Annotated in this window: 28 protein-coding genes; 26 read left to right on the top strand and 2 right to left on the bottom strand. The window is 71.1% G+C overall.

Features of this window, described 5'->3' with window-relative positions:
• Nucleotides 1-13: 13 nt before the first annotated feature.
• Entirely contained in the window at nt 14-1,600 is a 1,587-nt protein-coding gene (locus ACWEN0_RS28695; protein WP_451980076.1) for a recombinase family protein, read from the top strand.
• 46 nt (nt 1,601-1,646) lie between these two features.
• Here ACWEN0_RS28695 and ACWEN0_RS28700 read toward each other — a convergent pair whose 3' ends face one another.
• Both ACWEN0_RS28700 and ACWEN0_RS28705 read right to left on the bottom strand, forming a co-directional pair.
• Nucleotides 1,647-1,943: a hypothetical protein gene (locus tag ACWEN0_RS28700; RefSeq protein ID WP_451980079.1), complete on the bottom strand. Its 297-nt coding sequence runs from the start codon at nt 1,941-1,943 to the stop codon at nt 1,647-1,649.
• A 211-nt stretch (nt 1,944-2,154) separates the two neighbouring features.
• The gene (locus ACWEN0_RS28705; RefSeq protein ID WP_451980082.1) at nt 2,155-2,571 is read right to left on the bottom strand and encodes a hypothetical protein; all 417 of its coding nucleotides are present in this window, start codon (nt 2,569-2,571) and stop codon (nt 2,155-2,157) included.
• Between the two features lie 165 nt (nt 2,572-2,736).
• On the opposite strand from ACWEN0_RS28705, the gene ACWEN0_RS28710 reads away from it, so the two are divergent.
• From ACWEN0_RS28710 to ACWEN0_RS28830, 25 genes are all read left to right on the top strand, one after another.
• Nucleotides 2,737-2,985, top strand: a complete 249-nt coding sequence (locus ACWEN0_RS28710; RefSeq protein WP_451980085.1) for a helix-turn-helix domain-containing protein — start codon at nt 2,737-2,739, stop codon at nt 2,983-2,985.
• Entirely contained in the window at nt 2,985-3,140 is a 156-nt protein-coding gene (locus ACWEN0_RS28715; protein WP_451980088.1) for a hypothetical protein, read from the top strand. Before ACWEN0_RS28710 ends, ACWEN0_RS28715 begins: the two co-directional genes overlap by 1 nt.
• Before the next feature lie 73 nt (nt 3,141-3,213).
• On the top strand, nt 3,214-4,014 hold the full coding sequence (locus ACWEN0_RS28720) for a hypothetical protein (RefSeq protein ID WP_451980091.1): 801 nt from the start codon (nt 3,214-3,216) through the stop codon (nt 4,012-4,014).
• The gene (locus ACWEN0_RS28725) at nt 4,011-4,364 is read left to right on the top strand and encodes a hypothetical protein (protein ID WP_451980094.1); all 354 of its coding nucleotides are present in this window, start codon (nt 4,011-4,013) and stop codon (nt 4,362-4,364) included. Before ACWEN0_RS28720 ends, ACWEN0_RS28725 begins: the two co-directional genes overlap by 4 nt.
• On the top strand, nt 4,361-4,630 hold the full coding sequence (locus tag ACWEN0_RS28730; RefSeq protein ID WP_451980097.1) for a helix-turn-helix transcriptional regulator: 270 nt from the start codon (nt 4,361-4,363) through the stop codon (nt 4,628-4,630). Before ACWEN0_RS28725 ends, ACWEN0_RS28730 begins: the two co-directional genes overlap by 4 nt.
• Nucleotides 4,630-4,980: a hypothetical protein gene (locus ACWEN0_RS28735; RefSeq protein ID WP_451980100.1), complete on the top strand. Its 351-nt coding sequence runs from the start codon at nt 4,630-4,632 to the stop codon at nt 4,978-4,980. The genes ACWEN0_RS28730 and ACWEN0_RS28735 overlap by 1 nt, the downstream gene beginning before the upstream one ends.
• The gene (locus ACWEN0_RS28740) at nt 4,977-5,486 is read left to right on the top strand and encodes a hypothetical protein (RefSeq protein ID WP_451980102.1); all 510 of its coding nucleotides are present in this window, start codon (nt 4,977-4,979) and stop codon (nt 5,484-5,486) included. The genes ACWEN0_RS28735 and ACWEN0_RS28740 overlap by 4 nt, the downstream gene beginning before the upstream one ends.
• A complete protein-coding gene (locus tag ACWEN0_RS28745) occupies nt 5,483-5,719 on the top strand; it encodes a hypothetical protein (RefSeq protein WP_451980105.1) in 237 nt (78 codons plus the stop codon). The genes ACWEN0_RS28740 and ACWEN0_RS28745 overlap by 4 nt, the downstream gene beginning before the upstream one ends.
• Complete coding sequence (locus ACWEN0_RS28750; RefSeq protein ID WP_451980108.1) at nt 5,716-6,630, top strand: PD-(D/E)XK nuclease-like domain-containing protein; 915 nt, start codon at nt 5,716-5,718, stop codon at nt 6,628-6,630. Before ACWEN0_RS28745 ends, ACWEN0_RS28750 begins: the two co-directional genes overlap by 4 nt.
• Nucleotides 6,627-7,853: a hypothetical protein gene (locus ACWEN0_RS28755; RefSeq protein WP_451980111.1), complete on the top strand. Its 1,227-nt coding sequence runs from the start codon at nt 6,627-6,629 to the stop codon at nt 7,851-7,853. Before ACWEN0_RS28750 ends, ACWEN0_RS28755 begins: the two co-directional genes overlap by 4 nt.
• Nucleotides 7,850-8,098 (top strand): hypothetical protein, encoded by a 249-nt coding sequence (locus tag ACWEN0_RS28760; protein WP_451980114.1) that lies wholly within the window; start codon nt 7,850-7,852, stop codon nt 8,096-8,098. The genes ACWEN0_RS28755 and ACWEN0_RS28760 overlap by 4 nt, the downstream gene beginning before the upstream one ends.
• A gap of 172 nt (nt 8,099-8,270) precedes the next feature.
• Nucleotides 8,271-8,624 (top strand): hypothetical protein, encoded by a 354-nt coding sequence (locus tag ACWEN0_RS28765; RefSeq protein WP_451980117.1) that lies wholly within the window; start codon nt 8,271-8,273, stop codon nt 8,622-8,624.
• A complete protein-coding gene (locus ACWEN0_RS28770; protein ID WP_451980120.1) occupies nt 8,621-9,145 on the top strand; it encodes a hypothetical protein in 525 nt (174 codons plus the stop codon). Before ACWEN0_RS28765 ends, ACWEN0_RS28770 begins: the two co-directional genes overlap by 4 nt.
• Nucleotides 9,142-10,095 carry a hypothetical protein gene (locus ACWEN0_RS28775; RefSeq protein ID WP_451980123.1) on the top strand — a complete coding sequence of 318 codons (954 nt, stop codon included), beginning with the start codon at nt 9,142-9,144 and terminating at the stop codon, nt 10,093-10,095. The genes ACWEN0_RS28770 and ACWEN0_RS28775 overlap by 4 nt, the downstream gene beginning before the upstream one ends.
• Nucleotides 10,092-10,247 carry a hypothetical protein gene (locus tag ACWEN0_RS28780; protein ID WP_451980126.1) on the top strand — a complete coding sequence of 52 codons (156 nt, stop codon included), beginning with the start codon at nt 10,092-10,094 and terminating at the stop codon, nt 10,245-10,247. The genes ACWEN0_RS28775 and ACWEN0_RS28780 overlap by 4 nt, the downstream gene beginning before the upstream one ends.
• The gene (locus tag ACWEN0_RS28785) at nt 10,238-10,645 is read left to right on the top strand and encodes a response regulator transcription factor (protein ID WP_451980129.1); all 408 of its coding nucleotides are present in this window, start codon (nt 10,238-10,240) and stop codon (nt 10,643-10,645) included. The genes ACWEN0_RS28780 and ACWEN0_RS28785 overlap by 10 nt, the downstream gene beginning before the upstream one ends.
• A complete protein-coding gene (locus ACWEN0_RS28790) occupies nt 10,642-11,388 on the top strand; it encodes a hypothetical protein (protein WP_451980132.1) in 747 nt (248 codons plus the stop codon). The genes ACWEN0_RS28785 and ACWEN0_RS28790 overlap by 4 nt, the downstream gene beginning before the upstream one ends.
• Entirely contained in the window at nt 11,385-11,507 is a 123-nt protein-coding gene (locus ACWEN0_RS28795) for a hypothetical protein (protein WP_451980135.1), read from the top strand. Before ACWEN0_RS28790 ends, ACWEN0_RS28795 begins: the two co-directional genes overlap by 4 nt.
• Nucleotides 11,507-12,040, top strand: a complete 534-nt coding sequence (locus ACWEN0_RS28800; RefSeq protein ID WP_451980138.1) for a DUF6011 domain-containing protein — start codon at nt 11,507-11,509, stop codon at nt 12,038-12,040. Before ACWEN0_RS28795 ends, ACWEN0_RS28800 begins: the two co-directional genes overlap by 1 nt.
• Nucleotides 12,033-12,386: a hypothetical protein gene (locus ACWEN0_RS28805; protein WP_451980140.1), complete on the top strand. Its 354-nt coding sequence runs from the start codon at nt 12,033-12,035 to the stop codon at nt 12,384-12,386. The genes ACWEN0_RS28800 and ACWEN0_RS28805 overlap by 8 nt, the downstream gene beginning before the upstream one ends.
• The gene (locus ACWEN0_RS28810; RefSeq protein ID WP_451980143.1) at nt 12,383-13,273 is read left to right on the top strand and encodes a DUF2303 family protein; all 891 of its coding nucleotides are present in this window, start codon (nt 12,383-12,385) and stop codon (nt 13,271-13,273) included. Before ACWEN0_RS28805 ends, ACWEN0_RS28810 begins: the two co-directional genes overlap by 4 nt.
• A gap of 213 nt (nt 13,274-13,486) precedes the next feature.
• Nucleotides 13,487-13,759, top strand: a complete 273-nt coding sequence (locus ACWEN0_RS28815; protein WP_451980146.1) for a hypothetical protein — start codon at nt 13,487-13,489, stop codon at nt 13,757-13,759.
• Nucleotides 13,759-14,673, top strand: coding sequence for a hypothetical protein (locus ACWEN0_RS28820; protein WP_451980149.1), 915 nt, complete (start codon nt 13,759-13,761; stop codon nt 14,671-14,673). Before ACWEN0_RS28815 ends, ACWEN0_RS28820 begins: the two co-directional genes overlap by 1 nt.
• Nucleotides 14,673-15,101 carry a hypothetical protein gene (locus tag ACWEN0_RS28825; RefSeq protein WP_451980152.1) on the top strand — a complete coding sequence of 143 codons (429 nt, stop codon included), beginning with the start codon at nt 14,673-14,675 and terminating at the stop codon, nt 15,099-15,101. Before ACWEN0_RS28820 ends, ACWEN0_RS28825 begins: the two co-directional genes overlap by 1 nt.
• 226 nt (nt 15,102-15,327) lie before the next feature.
• On the top strand, nt 15,328-15,699 hold the full coding sequence (locus tag ACWEN0_RS28830) for a hypothetical protein (RefSeq protein WP_451980155.1): 372 nt from the start codon (nt 15,328-15,330) through the stop codon (nt 15,697-15,699).
• Nucleotides 15,700-15,708: the final 9 nt, after the last annotated feature.

Consider the following 15,708-nt stretch of genomic DNA (forward strand, 5'->3'; position numbering starts at 1 on the left):
TACAATACGCCGTGTGACAGGCACTCGTCCAGGAACAGCTCAAAGTCCCCCGGTCCTCGCAGCTCACAGCGGCCAAGAGCGCTCCCAGGCCGAGCAGCACAGGCTTCTCCTCCGCCCCTACCTCCGCGTCTCCCAGGACCAGAGTGGCCGCGAGCGCTCGCCCGCCGAGCAGAACAGCGACCTCAATCGCGACACCGAAACGCAGAACTTCGACCTGCACCCCGACCCCTACCGGGACATCGGCAGCGCCTCGATCTATGCCCGCAAAGCCCGCGATGACTTCGAGCAGATGATCGCCGACCTCATCTCCGGTGAGTTCGGCGCCGACGGCCTCGCCCTCTGGGAATCCAGCCGCGGCAGCCGCAAAGTCAGCGAGTGGGCGCACCTCATCGAGTTGCTCGCCGACCGCAAGATGAAGGTCTGGGTCCACACCCACGGCCGCGTCTACGACATGACCCGCGCCCGCGACCGCCGCACCCTCCAGGAAGACGCGGTCGACTCCGAGTACGAGTCCGCGAAGACCTCCGACCGGTCGAAGCGCAGCCACAACGAACGCGCCGAAGAAGGTGGGCCGGCCGGACGGCTGAGCGTCGGCCAGATCGCCGAGTACGACCCACGCACCGGCCGTCTGATCCGCCGCAGCTGGGACCCCGAGGTCTCGAAACTGCCGCTGGAGCTGTTCGACCGGATCCGCGCGGGCGATGCGCTCTCCAGGATCGCCCGCGACTGGAAGGAGCGCGGCATCCTCAACGGAGTCGGCAAGCCGTACACGAGCTCGCAGCTGCTGTCGATCGCCCGGAACCGGGCCTACATCGCGCAGCGCGTGCACATCGTCGGCCAGCCGGGCAAGTCCTGGTGGCAGGTTCCGCCCGAGACGGTGTCGATCACCCCGGGGAAGTGGGAGCCGCTGCTGAAGACCAAGGACGACGAGCCGGACTTCAAGCTGTTCGACGACGTCCAAGCGCTCCTCGCCACGGACGACCGGCGCAACACCTACCGGCCGGCCCGCGCGCGTCATCGGCTGTCCTCGGTCGCGCTGTGCGACCCGTGCGGAGGCCCCCTGCGCACGAAGACCCTGCGCGGGGAGCCGGTGTACACCTGTGCGGCGAAGACCTGCGTGACCGTTCCTGAGCACGACCTGGACAAGTTCGTGACGGAGATGATGCTGGCCTACCTCGCCGACCCTGAGCAGTACGGTCAGCTCGATCATGGCCGCAGCACGCCGCAGGAACTGCGGGCCGCGCGTGCCGAGCGGGACCGGTGGCAGACCCACTACGACGACATGAAGGCGCAGCTGAGGGCGCTTCGCATGTCGGCGGCGGCGTTCGCGGAGACGGAGCCGAGCGTGGTTGCGTCCCTTGAGGAGTGGAAGGTGAAGGTGCAGCGGCTGGAGCGTCCGTCTCGGCTGGCCGGTTTGATCGAGCCTGGTCCGGATGTGGCGGATCGGTGGCCGGAGGACATCGTGGTCGAGCGGAAGATCGCGGCGGCGTTGCTGCAGCGGGATGCGCTGGGCGAGCTGCGGATCGTGCATACGCCGCGGCGGGGTCCGGTGCGGGCGCCGATCGAGGATCGGGTGCGGTTCGTGACGGACGAGGGCTGAGGCCGGGGAGACTGGCCGGGGGAAGCGGCCTGCCCTCCCTTCGGCGTCATGCAGTGCCGTCGCCGTTCCCGCGGAACTCGCGGAGTTGGCGGGTGATCGCGTCGAAGCTGTCGACGGTCTCGTCCGGCTCCGGCTCGGTGGCGGCTCTGCCTAGTTCGGCTCGCCAGCCTCCGCCGACAAGCAGCAGCACCACCAGGAGGTGCGCGTTGAACGGCTGGGCTGGCCAATCCCCCACGATCGACAGGACGAGGTGCGGGACGAGCATGGCTCCTGCCAGGATCGCGGCGATGAACAGCCGGTCCGAGGTGTGGAGTCGCCTGCGGGTTGATGCTGGGCTCGTCACGGACGTTGCCTCCTTTGGCTGTGTGTAGTCACCTGATTGCGGCGCTGGATTGCGCCGCTTGCAGGAGGCTTATCCGTCGTCCGTGACGGGGTGTTAATCCCGAAAAAGAAGATGACCCGGTTAGACGAAGATCACGGTCACGGGAAGGGCACAGTTCGGTACAGGGTTCACTTTTGCTCGTCGTACCACTACGGTGTCGCGCCGCGACAGATCACAGAGGACTGTCCTCCGGGGACAGTGCGGCGTCTCTTTCCTTTGCCCATTCCTGTATCCAGACGACTGCCGTGTGTTCGCCCTCGTCGGCTTTCAACTTCCGACCGAACATAATCGCGTCATCGAGGTCCATTGACCGCATTACGGCGCGCTGTTCGGCTGACCATTCGTGCGGCGTTGTTTCGCCGAGCAGTCGGTCGACTTCGTTGCGTGGCCATTTGAAGACGCGTTCGAGGGCGCGGCGGCGGCGCGGTGGGATGCCGCTGGGGCCCTTGCGGATGTTCCGGATGCCTTCGGTCGTCATGCCGGCGGCGGCGGCCACTTCGCGCCAGGTGAGGTCGAGTTCGGCGCGGCTCTCTTCCATGGCTTCGTCGAGGCGCGCTCGCGCGGCGGGATCTATCGGGTCCGTCGCCATGGATTTTCCTCTCCCCCCTGGTCGGTGTGGCAAAAGTACCGCAAGTGACAACAGATCACAACAAGTCTGTGACCTCGTGATCACGCAGAGGGGCGTGACCGTTCTGTGACCCCAAACTTGGCGAAACTTGTTGTCCTCTGGTGGAACTTGGCCTAACTTGGCGTCATGCCCCACGGATCACCCAGCTACCAGATCGACGGCCCCGAGCTCCGTCGACGCCGGGAGAACGCGGGCTGGTCGCTGCGTGACTTCGCAGAGAAGTGCCGCGAGACCGGACAGCCCGTGGACCACTCCCAGATCTCCACCTACGAGCAGGGCCGACGTAACCCGCGGCCGCGCGCGCTCAAGGCCATGGCCGAGGCCCTCGGCTGCGAGCCGGACGACCTGAAGCGCGCCCTGCCGGAGGCGTCGTGATGGCCAGCGTGCAGAAGCGGCCGGACGAGACGCGCGAGCAGTTCATCGCCCGCGTCGTCGCGAACGCCCGGCCGCTCCCGGACACGCGCATGGCGCTGATCCGCCGCCTGCTCCCGCCCGTCCGCCGCCCGGCCACCAACGCCGACGCGGCCTGAACCCCCACAAGAAGACGCCCGCCCCGGCCGGACCAGGGCCAGAGGCGGGCTCGACCAGAGAGAAAGGGCTCTCATGATCGAAGGAAATGGTACGGCGCTCGCCGACAACGCGTTCGAGGACGCGATCGAGGCGACCGTCTTCATGGCCACCGTGCACGTCCGCGAGGGCGAGCTGGCGCTGCCGGAGCGGATCCGCGGGCACCTCGCCGACGGGCCCGTCATCGTGCACCTGGTGCGCGGCGAGAACGACGTCGCCGTGCACGAGGCCACGCTGACCTCCCGGTCGACGCTCACCGGGATCGTGTGGCCGGAGGACGTCAAGCCGCGCACCTCGCTGACCGTGCTCGCCCCGCGCGGCGCGGCCGGCCACGACATCGGCGTGCTGCTGCCGGACCTGCCGGACCAGGTGCCCGATGTCGCCGAGCCGGAGCCGGTGCAGGAGGTGGTCGCGGGGCTGCTCTCCGCGCTGGCCGAGGCGGAACAGCCCGCCGTCGAGACCGAGCTGCCCGGCCCGGCCGAGTACGACGTCCCGACCGCTCCGCTGGTGGTGACCGGCGAGCTGCCCGCCGCCGAGCCGACCTGGCCGGGCGACGAGGATTCCGAGGAGCGGACCGACCTCCTGCCCGCCGTCGTCGTGCCGGACCTGGTCGAGGACGACGACCCGCGCACGGTGTTCTCCGCCGCGCTGATCGCTGTCCGCACCCCGCCGCCGCCGAAGCCGCAGCGCGGTTGGCTGGAGCGGCGCGTCCGGCTGCTGGCCCGGCTGGTGCTGGCGGAGTCGCGGACCGCGACCCGTATCGCCCTGTCGGCCGTGTCCGGGCTGGTCCTCGCCGGTGCCGGGCTCGGCTACGCCGTGATGGCGGTGTTCCAGTGACCGCCGCCGTCCGCACCGCGGTGCTGCTCACCGCGAAGATCCCCGTCCCGGCCGGGTCGCTCGCCGTCGCGGGGGAGACCCGCGCGCACTACGCCCACGCCGGGCACGTCGGCGAGACCGGCGCCGACGCGTGCACGTACCGGGTCCACGACGGCGACCACGCGGCCACGGTCCGGCTGACTCCGGACCCGGACCAGTTCCTGCGGTGGGCGCACGAGGACGTCATGACCGTGTGCTGGTGCTGCGCGTTCGCGGGCGGCCGCCTGTACGACGAGATGCGCGGCCAGTGCCGTACGTCCGGGCACGTCGGCGTCGAGCTGCGCCAGGACGACGGGCGGTGGCTGTCGTGAGCGGATCCACGGCGAACAACGACCCCGCGTACATGACGACAGCCGAGGTGGCGAAGCGGTTCCGCACGGTCGAAGGGACGGTCCGCTACTGGCGCACGGTCGGCTACGGCCCGACAGGAGTGAAGGTCGGCCGCCACGTGCTGTACCGCGCGGCGGACGTCGAGGCGTGGGAAGAGCAGCTGACGGAAGCGGCCGAGGCCGAGCGCCAGGAACGGATCGCAGCGCTGCGCGCGGAACTGGCCGAGCTTGAAGGGGGACATAGCTGATGGGGATCTTCCGCAAGGCCATCGAGAAGATCGACCGGGCCGCCGAGAAGAAGATCGACACGACGGTCGAGCAGGCCGACGTGAAGCCCGCCGACCGGAAGCCCGCCCCGAAGAAGCCCGGCGACGCGAAGTTCGCGCGCGGGCTGGGAGAGCGGATCGGGTTCGCCGGGATCGCGGTCTTCACCGTCGCGGCGGCGTTGTCCGGTGCGGTCGCGTGCAAGCCGGACAACCCCGGCCGGCCCGCGCCGACGACGGCGGCGACGTGCGAGGAGGACCAGCCGTGGTGCTGGGACTGCCACCGCGACGGCAACAAGCGGTGCGGCCCGGACGACGGGGCGGTGAAGCGATGAGCACCACCGACCGCCCAGAACACATCGTGAAGGCCGAGGGGCTGTTCGCCCTCGCCGCGTTCGTCGAGCAGAACCCCGAGCTGGCCGAGCATTTCCGGCACACGATCGAAGACATCAACATCCCGGTCAGCTCGGCGGACGACCCGGTGTCGCTGATCGCCGCGTTCACCCGCGCTGGCCTGGCTGCCGGTGCGACCGTGACGAAGGAGTACAGCGAGAACCACGGCGGAGTGACGATCTCGTGGGGCGCGGTCGGCATCCACGTCTACGCCGCGCGGGATCAGGTGTGTGAGCGCATCGTCACCGGCACCGAGACTGTCACCCGGCGGGTCCCGGATCCGGCTGCGCCGCTCGTCGAGGTCACCGAAGAAGTCGAGACCGTCGAGTGGCGCTGCCGCCCGCTTCTGGCCGCCGAGCAGTCGTCGACGCTGACGCCGGAGCTGCTGGCCGAGGCCGAGCACTGGGCCGCGAACCCGCTGCCGCGCGACCCGGGAGCGACGTCGTGACCGCCACCGAGGAGCGGACCATCACGCCGCGGTTCGCCGCGATCAACCACCTGCGCGGCGTCGGCTACGGCTACGCCCTCGGCCGCGCCGCCCAGGGGGACGTGCGCGTGCAGGGCAACGACGCGGGCGACTTCGGGGACTACTACGCCACCCACCACTCCCGGCCGCTCGACATCGACGAGCTGTTCGCCGAGTTCATCGCTGCGCGGTCCGGTGAGGACGGTGCACCGTGACGGCCACGCTGCCCGTGCCGGTCAAGTGGAACTTGCAGGCCGGCATCTACGAGGACGTGCCGGACGAGGCGTACCACGCGGACCCGGTCGAGGGCGGCTCGCTGTCCTCGACCGGCGCCCGCGCGCTGCTCCCGCCCGGCTGCCCGGCGAAGTTCCGCTACGAGCAGCTGCACGGCGGCACGCCGAAGAAGGAGTTCGACGTCGGGCACGCCGCGCACCACTTGGTGCTCGGCACCGGCCCGGAGCTTCGCGTGATCGAGGTCGAGAACTGGCGCACGAAGGCCGCCCAGGACGCCGCGAAGAAGGCCCGCGAGGAAGGCGCCGTGCCGCTGCTCCCGCACGAGTACGACCTCGTCGAGGACATGGCGCTGGCGCTCCGCCAGGACCCGGTGGCCGGCCCGCTGCTCAACCCGCGCAAGGGCCGCACCGAGCTGACGCTGGTCTGGCGCGACGTCCAGACCGGCGTGATGCTCCGGGCCCGCGTCGACTTCGCCCGCCCGGAGAAGGACTCCGACGTGGTCTACATCGTCGACTACAAGACGGCGAAGTCCGCCGAGCCGTCCGCGATCGAGCGCGCGATCTACGACCGCGGCTACCACCAGCAGATGCCGTTCTACTGCGACGGCGCGATGGAGACCGGGCTCACGATGAACCCGGTGCCGCTGCTGGTGGTGCAGGAGAAGACGCCGCCGTACGTCGTCACGGTCACCGCGATCACGAAGACCGCGTTCGACTGGGGATCGGTCCTCAACCGCGCGGCGATCAACCTCTATTCCCGTTGCCTCGCAACGGACACGTGGCCCGGCTACGCCACCGACATCATCGCCACCGGGGTGCCGGGCTGGGCCGAGCGGAACTACGAGCAGGCGCAGGACCGGGGCGACTACGACATCGAGGGGATCAAGAGATGAGCAGCAACGGCAAGGAAATCACGCTCCCGCAGGCTGCCGCGCAGCCCAGCCGCGTCGGGCAGGGCACAGTCGTCGAGCAGTCCCGCGCGATCGCCGAGGTGCAGGGCGCGATCATCGTCGCGCAGCGCGTGCCACGGAACGTCGCCGCGGCGACGACGGCGATGGTCGATTCCTGCAAGCAGACGTACATGGCGGAGCGGTCGAAGTTCCGCTACTCGCGCGGCGGCACCATGGTCACCGGCATCTCCGTGTACCTCGCCCGGGAACTGGCGCGCTGCTGGGGCAACGTCCAGTACGGCGTCGACGAGCTGCGCCGCGACGACGAGCACGGCCAGTCCGAGATGCTCGCGTGGGCGTGGGACGTCCAGACCAACACCCGCGTGTCGACGAAGTTCATCGTGCCGCACATGCGCGACCGCAGCGCCGAAAAGGGCGGCCCGATCCGCCTGACCGACATGCGCGACATCTACGAGAGCAACGCCAACGCCGGCGCGCGCCGGGTCCGCGAGTGCATCCTGAACATCCTGCCGCCGTGGTACGTCGACCAGGCGAAGCAGCTGTGCGAGCAGACCCTGCGCGACGGTGGCGGCGCGCCGCTGCCGCTGCGGATCGCCACGACCATCGCGACGTTCGCCGAGATGGGCGTGACGCAGCAGCAGCTGGAGCGCAAGCAGGGCCGCGGCTCGAACGCGTGGACCGTCGACGACGTCGCCGTGCTGACGGTGCTGGGCCGGTCGCTCCGGTCGGGGGAGACCACGAAGGAGGAGGAGTTCGAACCGGACATCCCGTCGGCCAAGAACTTCAAGGACGCGGAGTCCGTGCCGGACCAGAAGCCGGCCCCCGCTGCCGAGGCGGTTCCCGCGGTCGGGGCATCGGTGTCCCCGCCGGAGAACACGGAGGCTGGGGCAGTGGAGGACGACCCCGCCGAGACGGCCGACGAGGGCGGCCAGGAGGACGCCGAGCAGGAGAAGGTCCCGAACGGCGACGCGCCGGTCTCCCGGCTGCAGGTGGCCGAGCTGGTGAACCTGCTCAACGACAACGAGGTCAAGACGCGCAACGACCAGCTGGCCGTCGTGTCGCTGCTCGTCGACGAGCGCGTGGCCGGGCTCAAGGACTTGCGCGTCCAGGAGCACGCCTACCTCATGAAGCGGATTCCGGAACTGGTCGCCGGTGGCGATTTCGCCGGGACCATCGCGCGCGCCCGACAGGCGGCGAACGCATGACCGCCGTCGCTCCGGAGCGGGCCACTCGCAGCCAGTTGACCGTCATCAACGCCGGGCTCACCGAGCACGGCGCGAAGAAGCGCGAGCACCGCATCGCGATCGTCGCCGGGCTCGCCGGCCGCCCGAACCTGACGTCCACACGGGACCTCACCCGGGCGCAGGCCAGCTCGATCCTCCGGCACCTCGACCAGCTGGAGCAGATCGACGAGATGCGCCAGCTCGTCGAGCAGTACCGCCCCGAGTAGCCACGCGGGCCCGGCCGCACCCCTCGCCGGACGGGCCCGCCTCCCACACCCGAACGGAGAAATCGATGACCGCCACCTCGCTCATCGCGTGGCTGCCGCTCTTCCTCCTCGCCGCCGGCGCCTGGGCGGTGTCCGCCCACCTGCGCCACCTCGTCCGGAAAGACGCCCGCCGATGACCACCCTCGCCACCGTCGCGCACATCGCGCAGCACGCCCGCAACCGCCACCTCTCCGACCGGCTCGCGTTCTTCTGCGTCACCGAAGTCCAGACCGTGCTCGTCCTCCCCGACGACGCGCTCGACCTGTTCGTCGACTGGGCGCGCAGCCTGGAGAACCCCGAGATGACCGGCGTCGCCCCGGGCCCGATCGGCACGCTCGAGGTGACCGGCCGGATCCTGTCCGGCGACCCCGTCCAGATCACCGTGCACACCGATGGCGACGCCTTGCGCGCCGCCGGGCTGGTCGGCGCGCTGGTGCTCGGCCAGGTCGAGCAGCACGCCCGCAAGCGGACGGCGGTGCCGGCATGAGCTACTTCCCCTTCCGCGACCACCCCGACCTCGCCAAGCTCGACAGCGAGCTCGTCGGCCGCCTCGTCGACCTCACGGGCCAGGCCAACGCCGTCACCGTCGCCGGAGTCCACAAGGACCTCTGCGGCTGCAGCGACTCCGGCTGCGACTACCTCGGCCAGCTGCAGCTCAATACCACCGCGTCGGGCCCGGAGGTGCTCGCCTACCTGGCCGCACGAGGCATGCTCCGGCTCGACGACGAACACCCCGGCCCGTTCCGGCTCGGCCGTTCCCACAACGACATCGTCTACGAGACCATCGAAGGCGAGGAGCACCGTAACCACCCGCGCGTGTGCGTCGCGACCTCGCCCGCGTACGCGCGGCGGATCAAGTTCGCGCTGAACCAGATGGGCGGCTCCGTCTCGCACGGCACGCTCGTCGGCGCGGTCATGGAGATGACCGGCTGCGCGCCCTCCGATGCCCGCAAGGTCATCGAGGTGCTCCGGCCCGATCTCTCGCCCACCGCGGGCGGCGAGTCATGACCGCCACCGTGGCCGCGCCGACCATCGACAGCGTCCTCAAGCGCACCGACGCCCAGTGGGCGCGGCGCTTCGGCGACGACCCGGCCCCGCCGGAGTACCTCGCCGCGCACGCCGCCGCGCTCCGCCCGCTGCTCGAGCAGAACGGCGGTCCGGGTGTCGACGCGGAGGAGGTGGCCCGGCTCCGGAGCGAGTCCGACGCTCGCGGTCGGATCATCGCCCAGCGCGACGCGACGATCGAGGGCCTCAAGGAGCGACTGGCCAAGGCCCGGCAGGCCGGCACGGCCGGGGTCGAGCGCGTCACCCGTGAACGCGACGAGGCCCGGCGCCAGCTGGCCGACGCGCGGGCGCAGGGGACTGGCGGCGCCGCGGCCGCCGAGGTCGAGTCGCTCACGCGTGAGGTCGCCGAGCTGAAGGAGAAGCTCGCCGCCGCCGACGAAGACGCGCGGCGCCGCATCGACGCCGCCGTCGGCGCGGTCACGGCCGCGACCGACGGCATGGCCGGCAAGGTCGACGAACTCCGCCGGGCGCTCGCGGCGAAGGACCGCGAGATCAACGAGGCCCGCGCGGAACGCGACACCGCCCGCGGCCAGCTGCGCGACGCCGCCCCGGCCGCGGACACCTCGCGCCTCACCGCCGAGATCGCCGAGCTGAAGCAGCAGCTGGCCACCCAGGGCCAGCAGCTCGCCGCGGCGACCCGGGACCTCGCGCTGGCGAACCGGACCCTCGACGAGATCGCCGACGAAGAGGCCGACCGGCAGGCGGCCGTGCCGCACCGGCACCAGTTCGAGGTCGACCTGAAGACCGGCAAGCACGCGAACTGCGAGTGCGGGCAGCCGTGGATCCGCGACCTCGCCGAGGACGGCGACCCGGTCGTCCCGGACGTCGAGCCGCTGGCCGTGATGTTCGACCGGATCCGCGCCGAGGTCGCCGAGGCGGGGTGGGCGTCATGACCCGCGCCCAATGGCGCCAGCTGGCCGGCCGACTCCGCGCCGCCGTCGCCCGCCGCCCCGAAACCGCCGACATCCCGCCGCGCCTGCAGACCGACCTCTGGCAGGCCACCGAGCACCGCATCCACGCCTCCCGGAGGACCCGATGGCTCTGACCGCCGACACCCAACCGACCGCGCCACCGAAGTACGCCGCCGCCTACCTGATCGCCACCGACGTCGCCGAAGGCGTCGCCGCTCTCCTCGTCATCGGCGGCTACCGCGTCACCGCCGCGGTCGTCAACGGGCCTGGGCAGATCCCGCGCTACCTCGTCCAGTCCGCCGACCCGCACGCCGCCGGCCGGGATGCCGGGCTAACGGACCGGGAGATGGAGGTGCTGGCCCGCATCGCGCGTGGACAGTCCAATCCGGACATCGGCCGCGACATGTACCTCGCCGTCGACACGGTGAAGACGCACGTTCGGAGGCTGTTCCGGAAGCTGAACGTGGGGGACCGGGCGGAGGCGGTCGCGGTGGCGTACCAGCGCGGCATCCTCGGACAGGCGGCGGCATGAACACGCGCCCCGAGATCGCCAAGCGGTTCGCGAACGAGACCGCCGACCACGTCATGACCGTCGCCCACGACGACGACCTGTACCGGCACCTGAAGTTCCGGCACACCGGCAAGAACTACTCGGGCTACTACTGGTTCGACCTGATCACCGTGCCCGGCACGCTGATCTTCCAGGGTGACGGGGACTCGTACGTGTTCCAGCGCGTCGAGGACATGTTCGCGTTCTTCCGTGGCCGCGTCGGCGAGATCAACCCGCACTACTGGTCGGAGAAGGTCGTCTCCGGCCGCGACCGGATCCGCACCTACGACGAGCGGATCTTCCGCGCGCGTGTGCTGGAGGAATTCACCGAGGCGTGTCAGTGGGGTGTGCCGCGCGGCACCGGTCGGGCGCTGCGCGAGCAGCTGCTCGACGACGACTACTCCGAGCTCCACTACGAGCAGGGCGCCCGGGACGCGCTGGCCCGGTTCGAGCACGACGGGTTCACGTTCTCCGACACGTGCGAGTGGGATTTCCGGGACTACGACTGGTGGTTCCTCTGGGCCTGCCACGCCCTCGTGTGGGGCATCGCCTACTACGACACCGGCGAGCGGCCCACCGTGCCCGTCCCGGTGGGCGAGAAGCCTCGGACGAAGGTGCGGCCGCAGCAGCGCGTCATCGCCGATGCGGAGCTGAATCCTCCGACCCGGCCGCGCGCCGGTGCGCGTCCGGTCGTCGACGTCCACCTGCCGGCGGTGACCTCGTGACCGCCGACGAGCAGCTCACCCAGCTGCTGTCCGCGTGGCGCGACGACGTCGACTCCGCGCCACTCCCGCCGATGCCGCGCGTCGAGGCGCTGCTCGAGCAGCTGGAGGCTGCGGCCTGATGTCGACCCGGTGCCAGCGCACGCAGTGCGGCAGGAAGCTCACGGACCCCGCTAGCCAGGACCGCGGCTACGGGCCCGTGTGCTACCGCAAAGTGCACGGCCACGGCCCGCGGCTGGTGCCGATCACCAAGCCGCCCCGGTACACGCCGGGCGTCGCGGTGCCGCTGTTCGACCTGCCCGACGCGCCGGCACCGGACGCGCCCAAGCCGTCCCGCGAGACGCGACGCACGCTCCGGCAGGCCGAGGCGATCCGCCGCGGCTACCACCCGCTCGGCGTCGCGCTCCGGGTGAACATCCCGCTGCACCCGGACGCGCCGCGCGGCGACGACCGCAAGGCGCCCGGGCCGCGGTGCGGCACCTGCGTACACCGCGTCGTGCCGCTGCGCGAGGTCTCCGGCGCCTACCCGAAGTGCAACTACAGCTCGTCCGGACGCGCGTGGGAGCGCGCGTCCGGCGGACCCGGCACCGACTGCCGCGCCTGGTGGCCCGCCTGCCAGGCATACCAACCGAAGGAAGGAACCACAGGTGAGTGACGAAAAGTCCACAGAGGACACCAAGGAAGAGCCGCCACCGGACTTCGCCGCGTTCCTCGCCACCCTCAACCGCGGCCGCTCCAACCGCGACCTCTCGGCCAAACTCGCCGAGCTGGTCGAAGCGATCGAGGAGACCGGCAAGCAGGGCAGCCTGACCTACACGATCAAGATCAAGCCGCAGAAGGCCGGCGGCATGGTGATCCTCACCGACGAAGTCCGCGCGTCCGTCCCGCGCGGCGAGCGCCCCGAGGCCGTCGCGTTCATCGGCCCGAACTTCGCCCTGCTCCGCAACCCGCACGACCAGCCGAGCCTCTACGACGAGGTCACCGAAGGGACCGCCAAGTGAGCGACTTCGATCCGCTCGACGCCACCAACGCCGTCGAGGCCATCGCCGAGCTGGCGCACCGCGCCGCCGCAGCCGAGGCACCGGCACCGCACCCCATCGTCCAGGACGACTCGCTCGTCGTCCGCGTCGTCCCGAACGACCAGACGATCCGCACCGTCGACCTCGAACGCCACCTCGGCACGCCGCGGCGCCCACGCGGCGACGCCACCATCACCGACCCCGCCGACTTCTGCACCTACGTCCGCCGCCTCGAGGGCACGCAGACCACGGTGTGGGCCAACGAGGACGCGGCCACGGTCACCGCGGTGTTCAACGACCACGGCGAGACCGAGGATGGCGACGCCGAGGGCTTCGGTGGTTGGCGGGACCACACGGCCACGCTGCGGCTCAAGGTCGACCGCGACTGGGCCGCCTGGGCCGAATTCGACGGCAAGTTGTTCGAACAGGAGACGTTCGCCGAGTTCCTCGAGGACAACGCGCGGCTGATCGTCGACCCGGACGCCGCGACGATGTACGAGGTGGCCCGATCGTTCCAGGCCCGCAGTAAGTCCGACTACTCCCGCGTCGTGCGCGTCGACAACGGCGACGTCCAGATGACGTGGAACGAGCAGACCGACGCGAAGGTCGGCGTGGGCAAGGGGACCTTCGAGGTGCCGGCGACCTTCACGGTGCGGCTGGCGCCGTTCGTGGGCACACCCATGCAGGAGCTCACCGCGCGCTTGCGGTGGCGTCTGCGCGAGGGACGGCTCGGCATCGGCTTCGCCTTGCTGCGGCCGGACCTCGTGGTGCGTGAGGCCTTCCAGGACGTCGTCGCGACGGTCAACGGCGACATCAATTCGCCGGTGCTGCTCGGCGTGTCCCCGAAGGCCTTGACCGCGCCGCAGTGACCTCGCTGGCCGGGCCAGGGGGCTCGGCCAGCACGCCGCGGAGGGGAGCGCCGACCGCGCCCGGCCCCACCTCCGCACCCCGCCGCCCGCCCCGGCCGCCCGGTTCCAGCCACGGCGCCGGGCGGGCGGCACCCCGAACTGCTCTGCCCCGGGCACAGGACTCCAGGCCTGCCCGGGGCAGAGCACCCCACCACCCCGAGGAGGTGTACCCCGATGGCGTACCGCGCACGCGCCGTGCTGGCCGAGAAGCCCGCAACGGCCCCGATCTCGCGCTCGCGCCTCATCGACGCCTGCAGGCGCGGCCAGCTCCCCGCAGAGCTGCTCGAGCAGGCCGACCGCGAGCACCTCGTCTACGACCTCTGGGCAGACGGCTGGACCGACGTCGAGATCGCGCAGCACACCTTCATGACCACCTACACCACCGGCCGGATCCGCGACCGTCTCGGCGTCCCGGCGCACCCGAGCACGAGGGGAGCAGACGCCTGATGGCCGACGAGCGCACCTACATCCGCGTCCACGACGGAATCGAAGACCACCCGAAGACTGCGGCCTTGTCCGACAAGGGCTTCCGCCTGCTCGTGACGACGTGGGGCTGGTGCTCGCGGCACCGCACCGACGGACGGGTTCCGCTCGCGGTGTGGAAGAAGCGCGGCACGTCCAAGGCTCGCGCCGAGCTCGCGGTCGCGGGTCTCGTCGAGGTCTACGCGGACCACATCGTGATGCACGACTACCTCGAGCACCAGCGTTCGGCCGGCGAGATCGCGGAGAAGATCGAGGCCAAGAAGGAGGGTGCGCGAAAGGGCAACCACGTGCGATGGCACGAGGTCCCCGGCAAGTTCGACCCCGACTGCAGGTACTGCGTCGAGGGCGCCGCACCGCCGGATCAGCCACCCCCCAAGGGATCGCATAGCGATCGGTCTAGCGACTCGCATATGCGATCGGGAAGCGATCGCAAAACATCGCCAGAGACAGAGACAGAGACAGAGACAGAGAAAGAAGAAGCGAGGCTTTTCGAGGCAGCTCCCGTAGGCAACGCGCGCGGCCGCGGAGCGACCGGCCCGCACAGCGCCGCCGCCTACCGGCTCGTCGACCGCGCCATCGGCCGACGCCTCACCAGCGGCACCCGCACCGCCCTCGCCATCGAAGTCGCCACGCTCCTCGCCGAAGCCACCGAACCCGAACTCACCGCCGCCCTCGAACGCTGGAACACCCGCACCGGCATCGGCCCCCGCATGCTCGGCGCCCTCGTCGACGACCTCCGGAAAGAAGCCGACGGCGCCACCTCGAAGCCCACACCCGTCGGCGCAGCAGCCAACGCCACCGACGCCTACGCCGCCCAACTCCTCGCCGGCGGCCAGCCCCACCAGCCCGCGCTCCGCGCACTCCCCGGAGGAGCCTGATGCTCACCGACGACCAGATCCGAGCCCTCCTCGCCGTCGCCATGGGCTACGACAACCGCCGCCCCGGCGAACTCAACGTCGCCGCCTGGCGCGAAGCCGCCACCCGCGGCCGCTGGACCTTCGACGCCGCCGTCGATGCCATCCACGACCACTACGCCCGCAACACCGACTTCCTCATGCCCGGCCACATCACCACCAAGATCACCACAGGCCACGGCCAACCGCCCCAGTACGTCGCACTCCCCGCCGCCCAGCCGGCCAGCGACGAACACCGCCGCCGCATGCGCGACCTCATCGGCGAAGCCTTCGCCCTGCCACGTGGCCGCCGCCGCTGGGCGCCGCGCACCGGCGAAGGCGACCCCGCCCGCCAGGCCGCCCGCGCCGAACTCGACGCCATCCGCCGCGCCGACCCCGGAGGCCCGCCGTGACCCGCCGCAAAGGCCGCGCCAACCTCCGCCAAGGCCTCTGGCAGGACACCGCCGAACAGGCCTACGTCCCCGCCCACGACCTCCGAATCGAGCAGGAAACCAGCCCCCTCCTGCGCGAATGCCCCGCCTGCCACGCCGCCCCACGCCAACGCTGCACACCCCTATGGGGCGGCCGAAAACCCCTCCGCGGTTACCACAACAGCCGCCTCAACCCCCAGGAGAACCCATGACCAACCCAACTGACCAAAGCGCACTTCCCGTCGAGGACGACGGTCTCGCGCCCGTGGAGGCCTCGTCGGCGGCGAAGGCCCGGGAGTACCTGGCGCTGGCGGAGCGGCAGATCGCGAGCGGGTTCTCGGCGAACGCGACGCCGTTCGCGACGATCGCGGTGGGGTACGCGTTGCTGGCCGGCGTCGAGGCGCGGGGCTCCGGGCCGGGTGTGGTGCTGTCGATGCCGGGGGAGTTGTCGGCGGAGCAGCTGGCTGCGTTCGGTGCTGCGGTTGAGGCGTCGGAGGCGGCTTCGGGCGGCGACGGGGGGCCGAGGTCGGCGCGGCGTGGGAAGCCGGGTGCGCGGTCGGGGGAGGCGCTCCGTGGCTGAGTCGGTTGC

It is taken from the genome of Amycolatopsis sp. NPDC004378 (genome assembly GCF_053602455.1).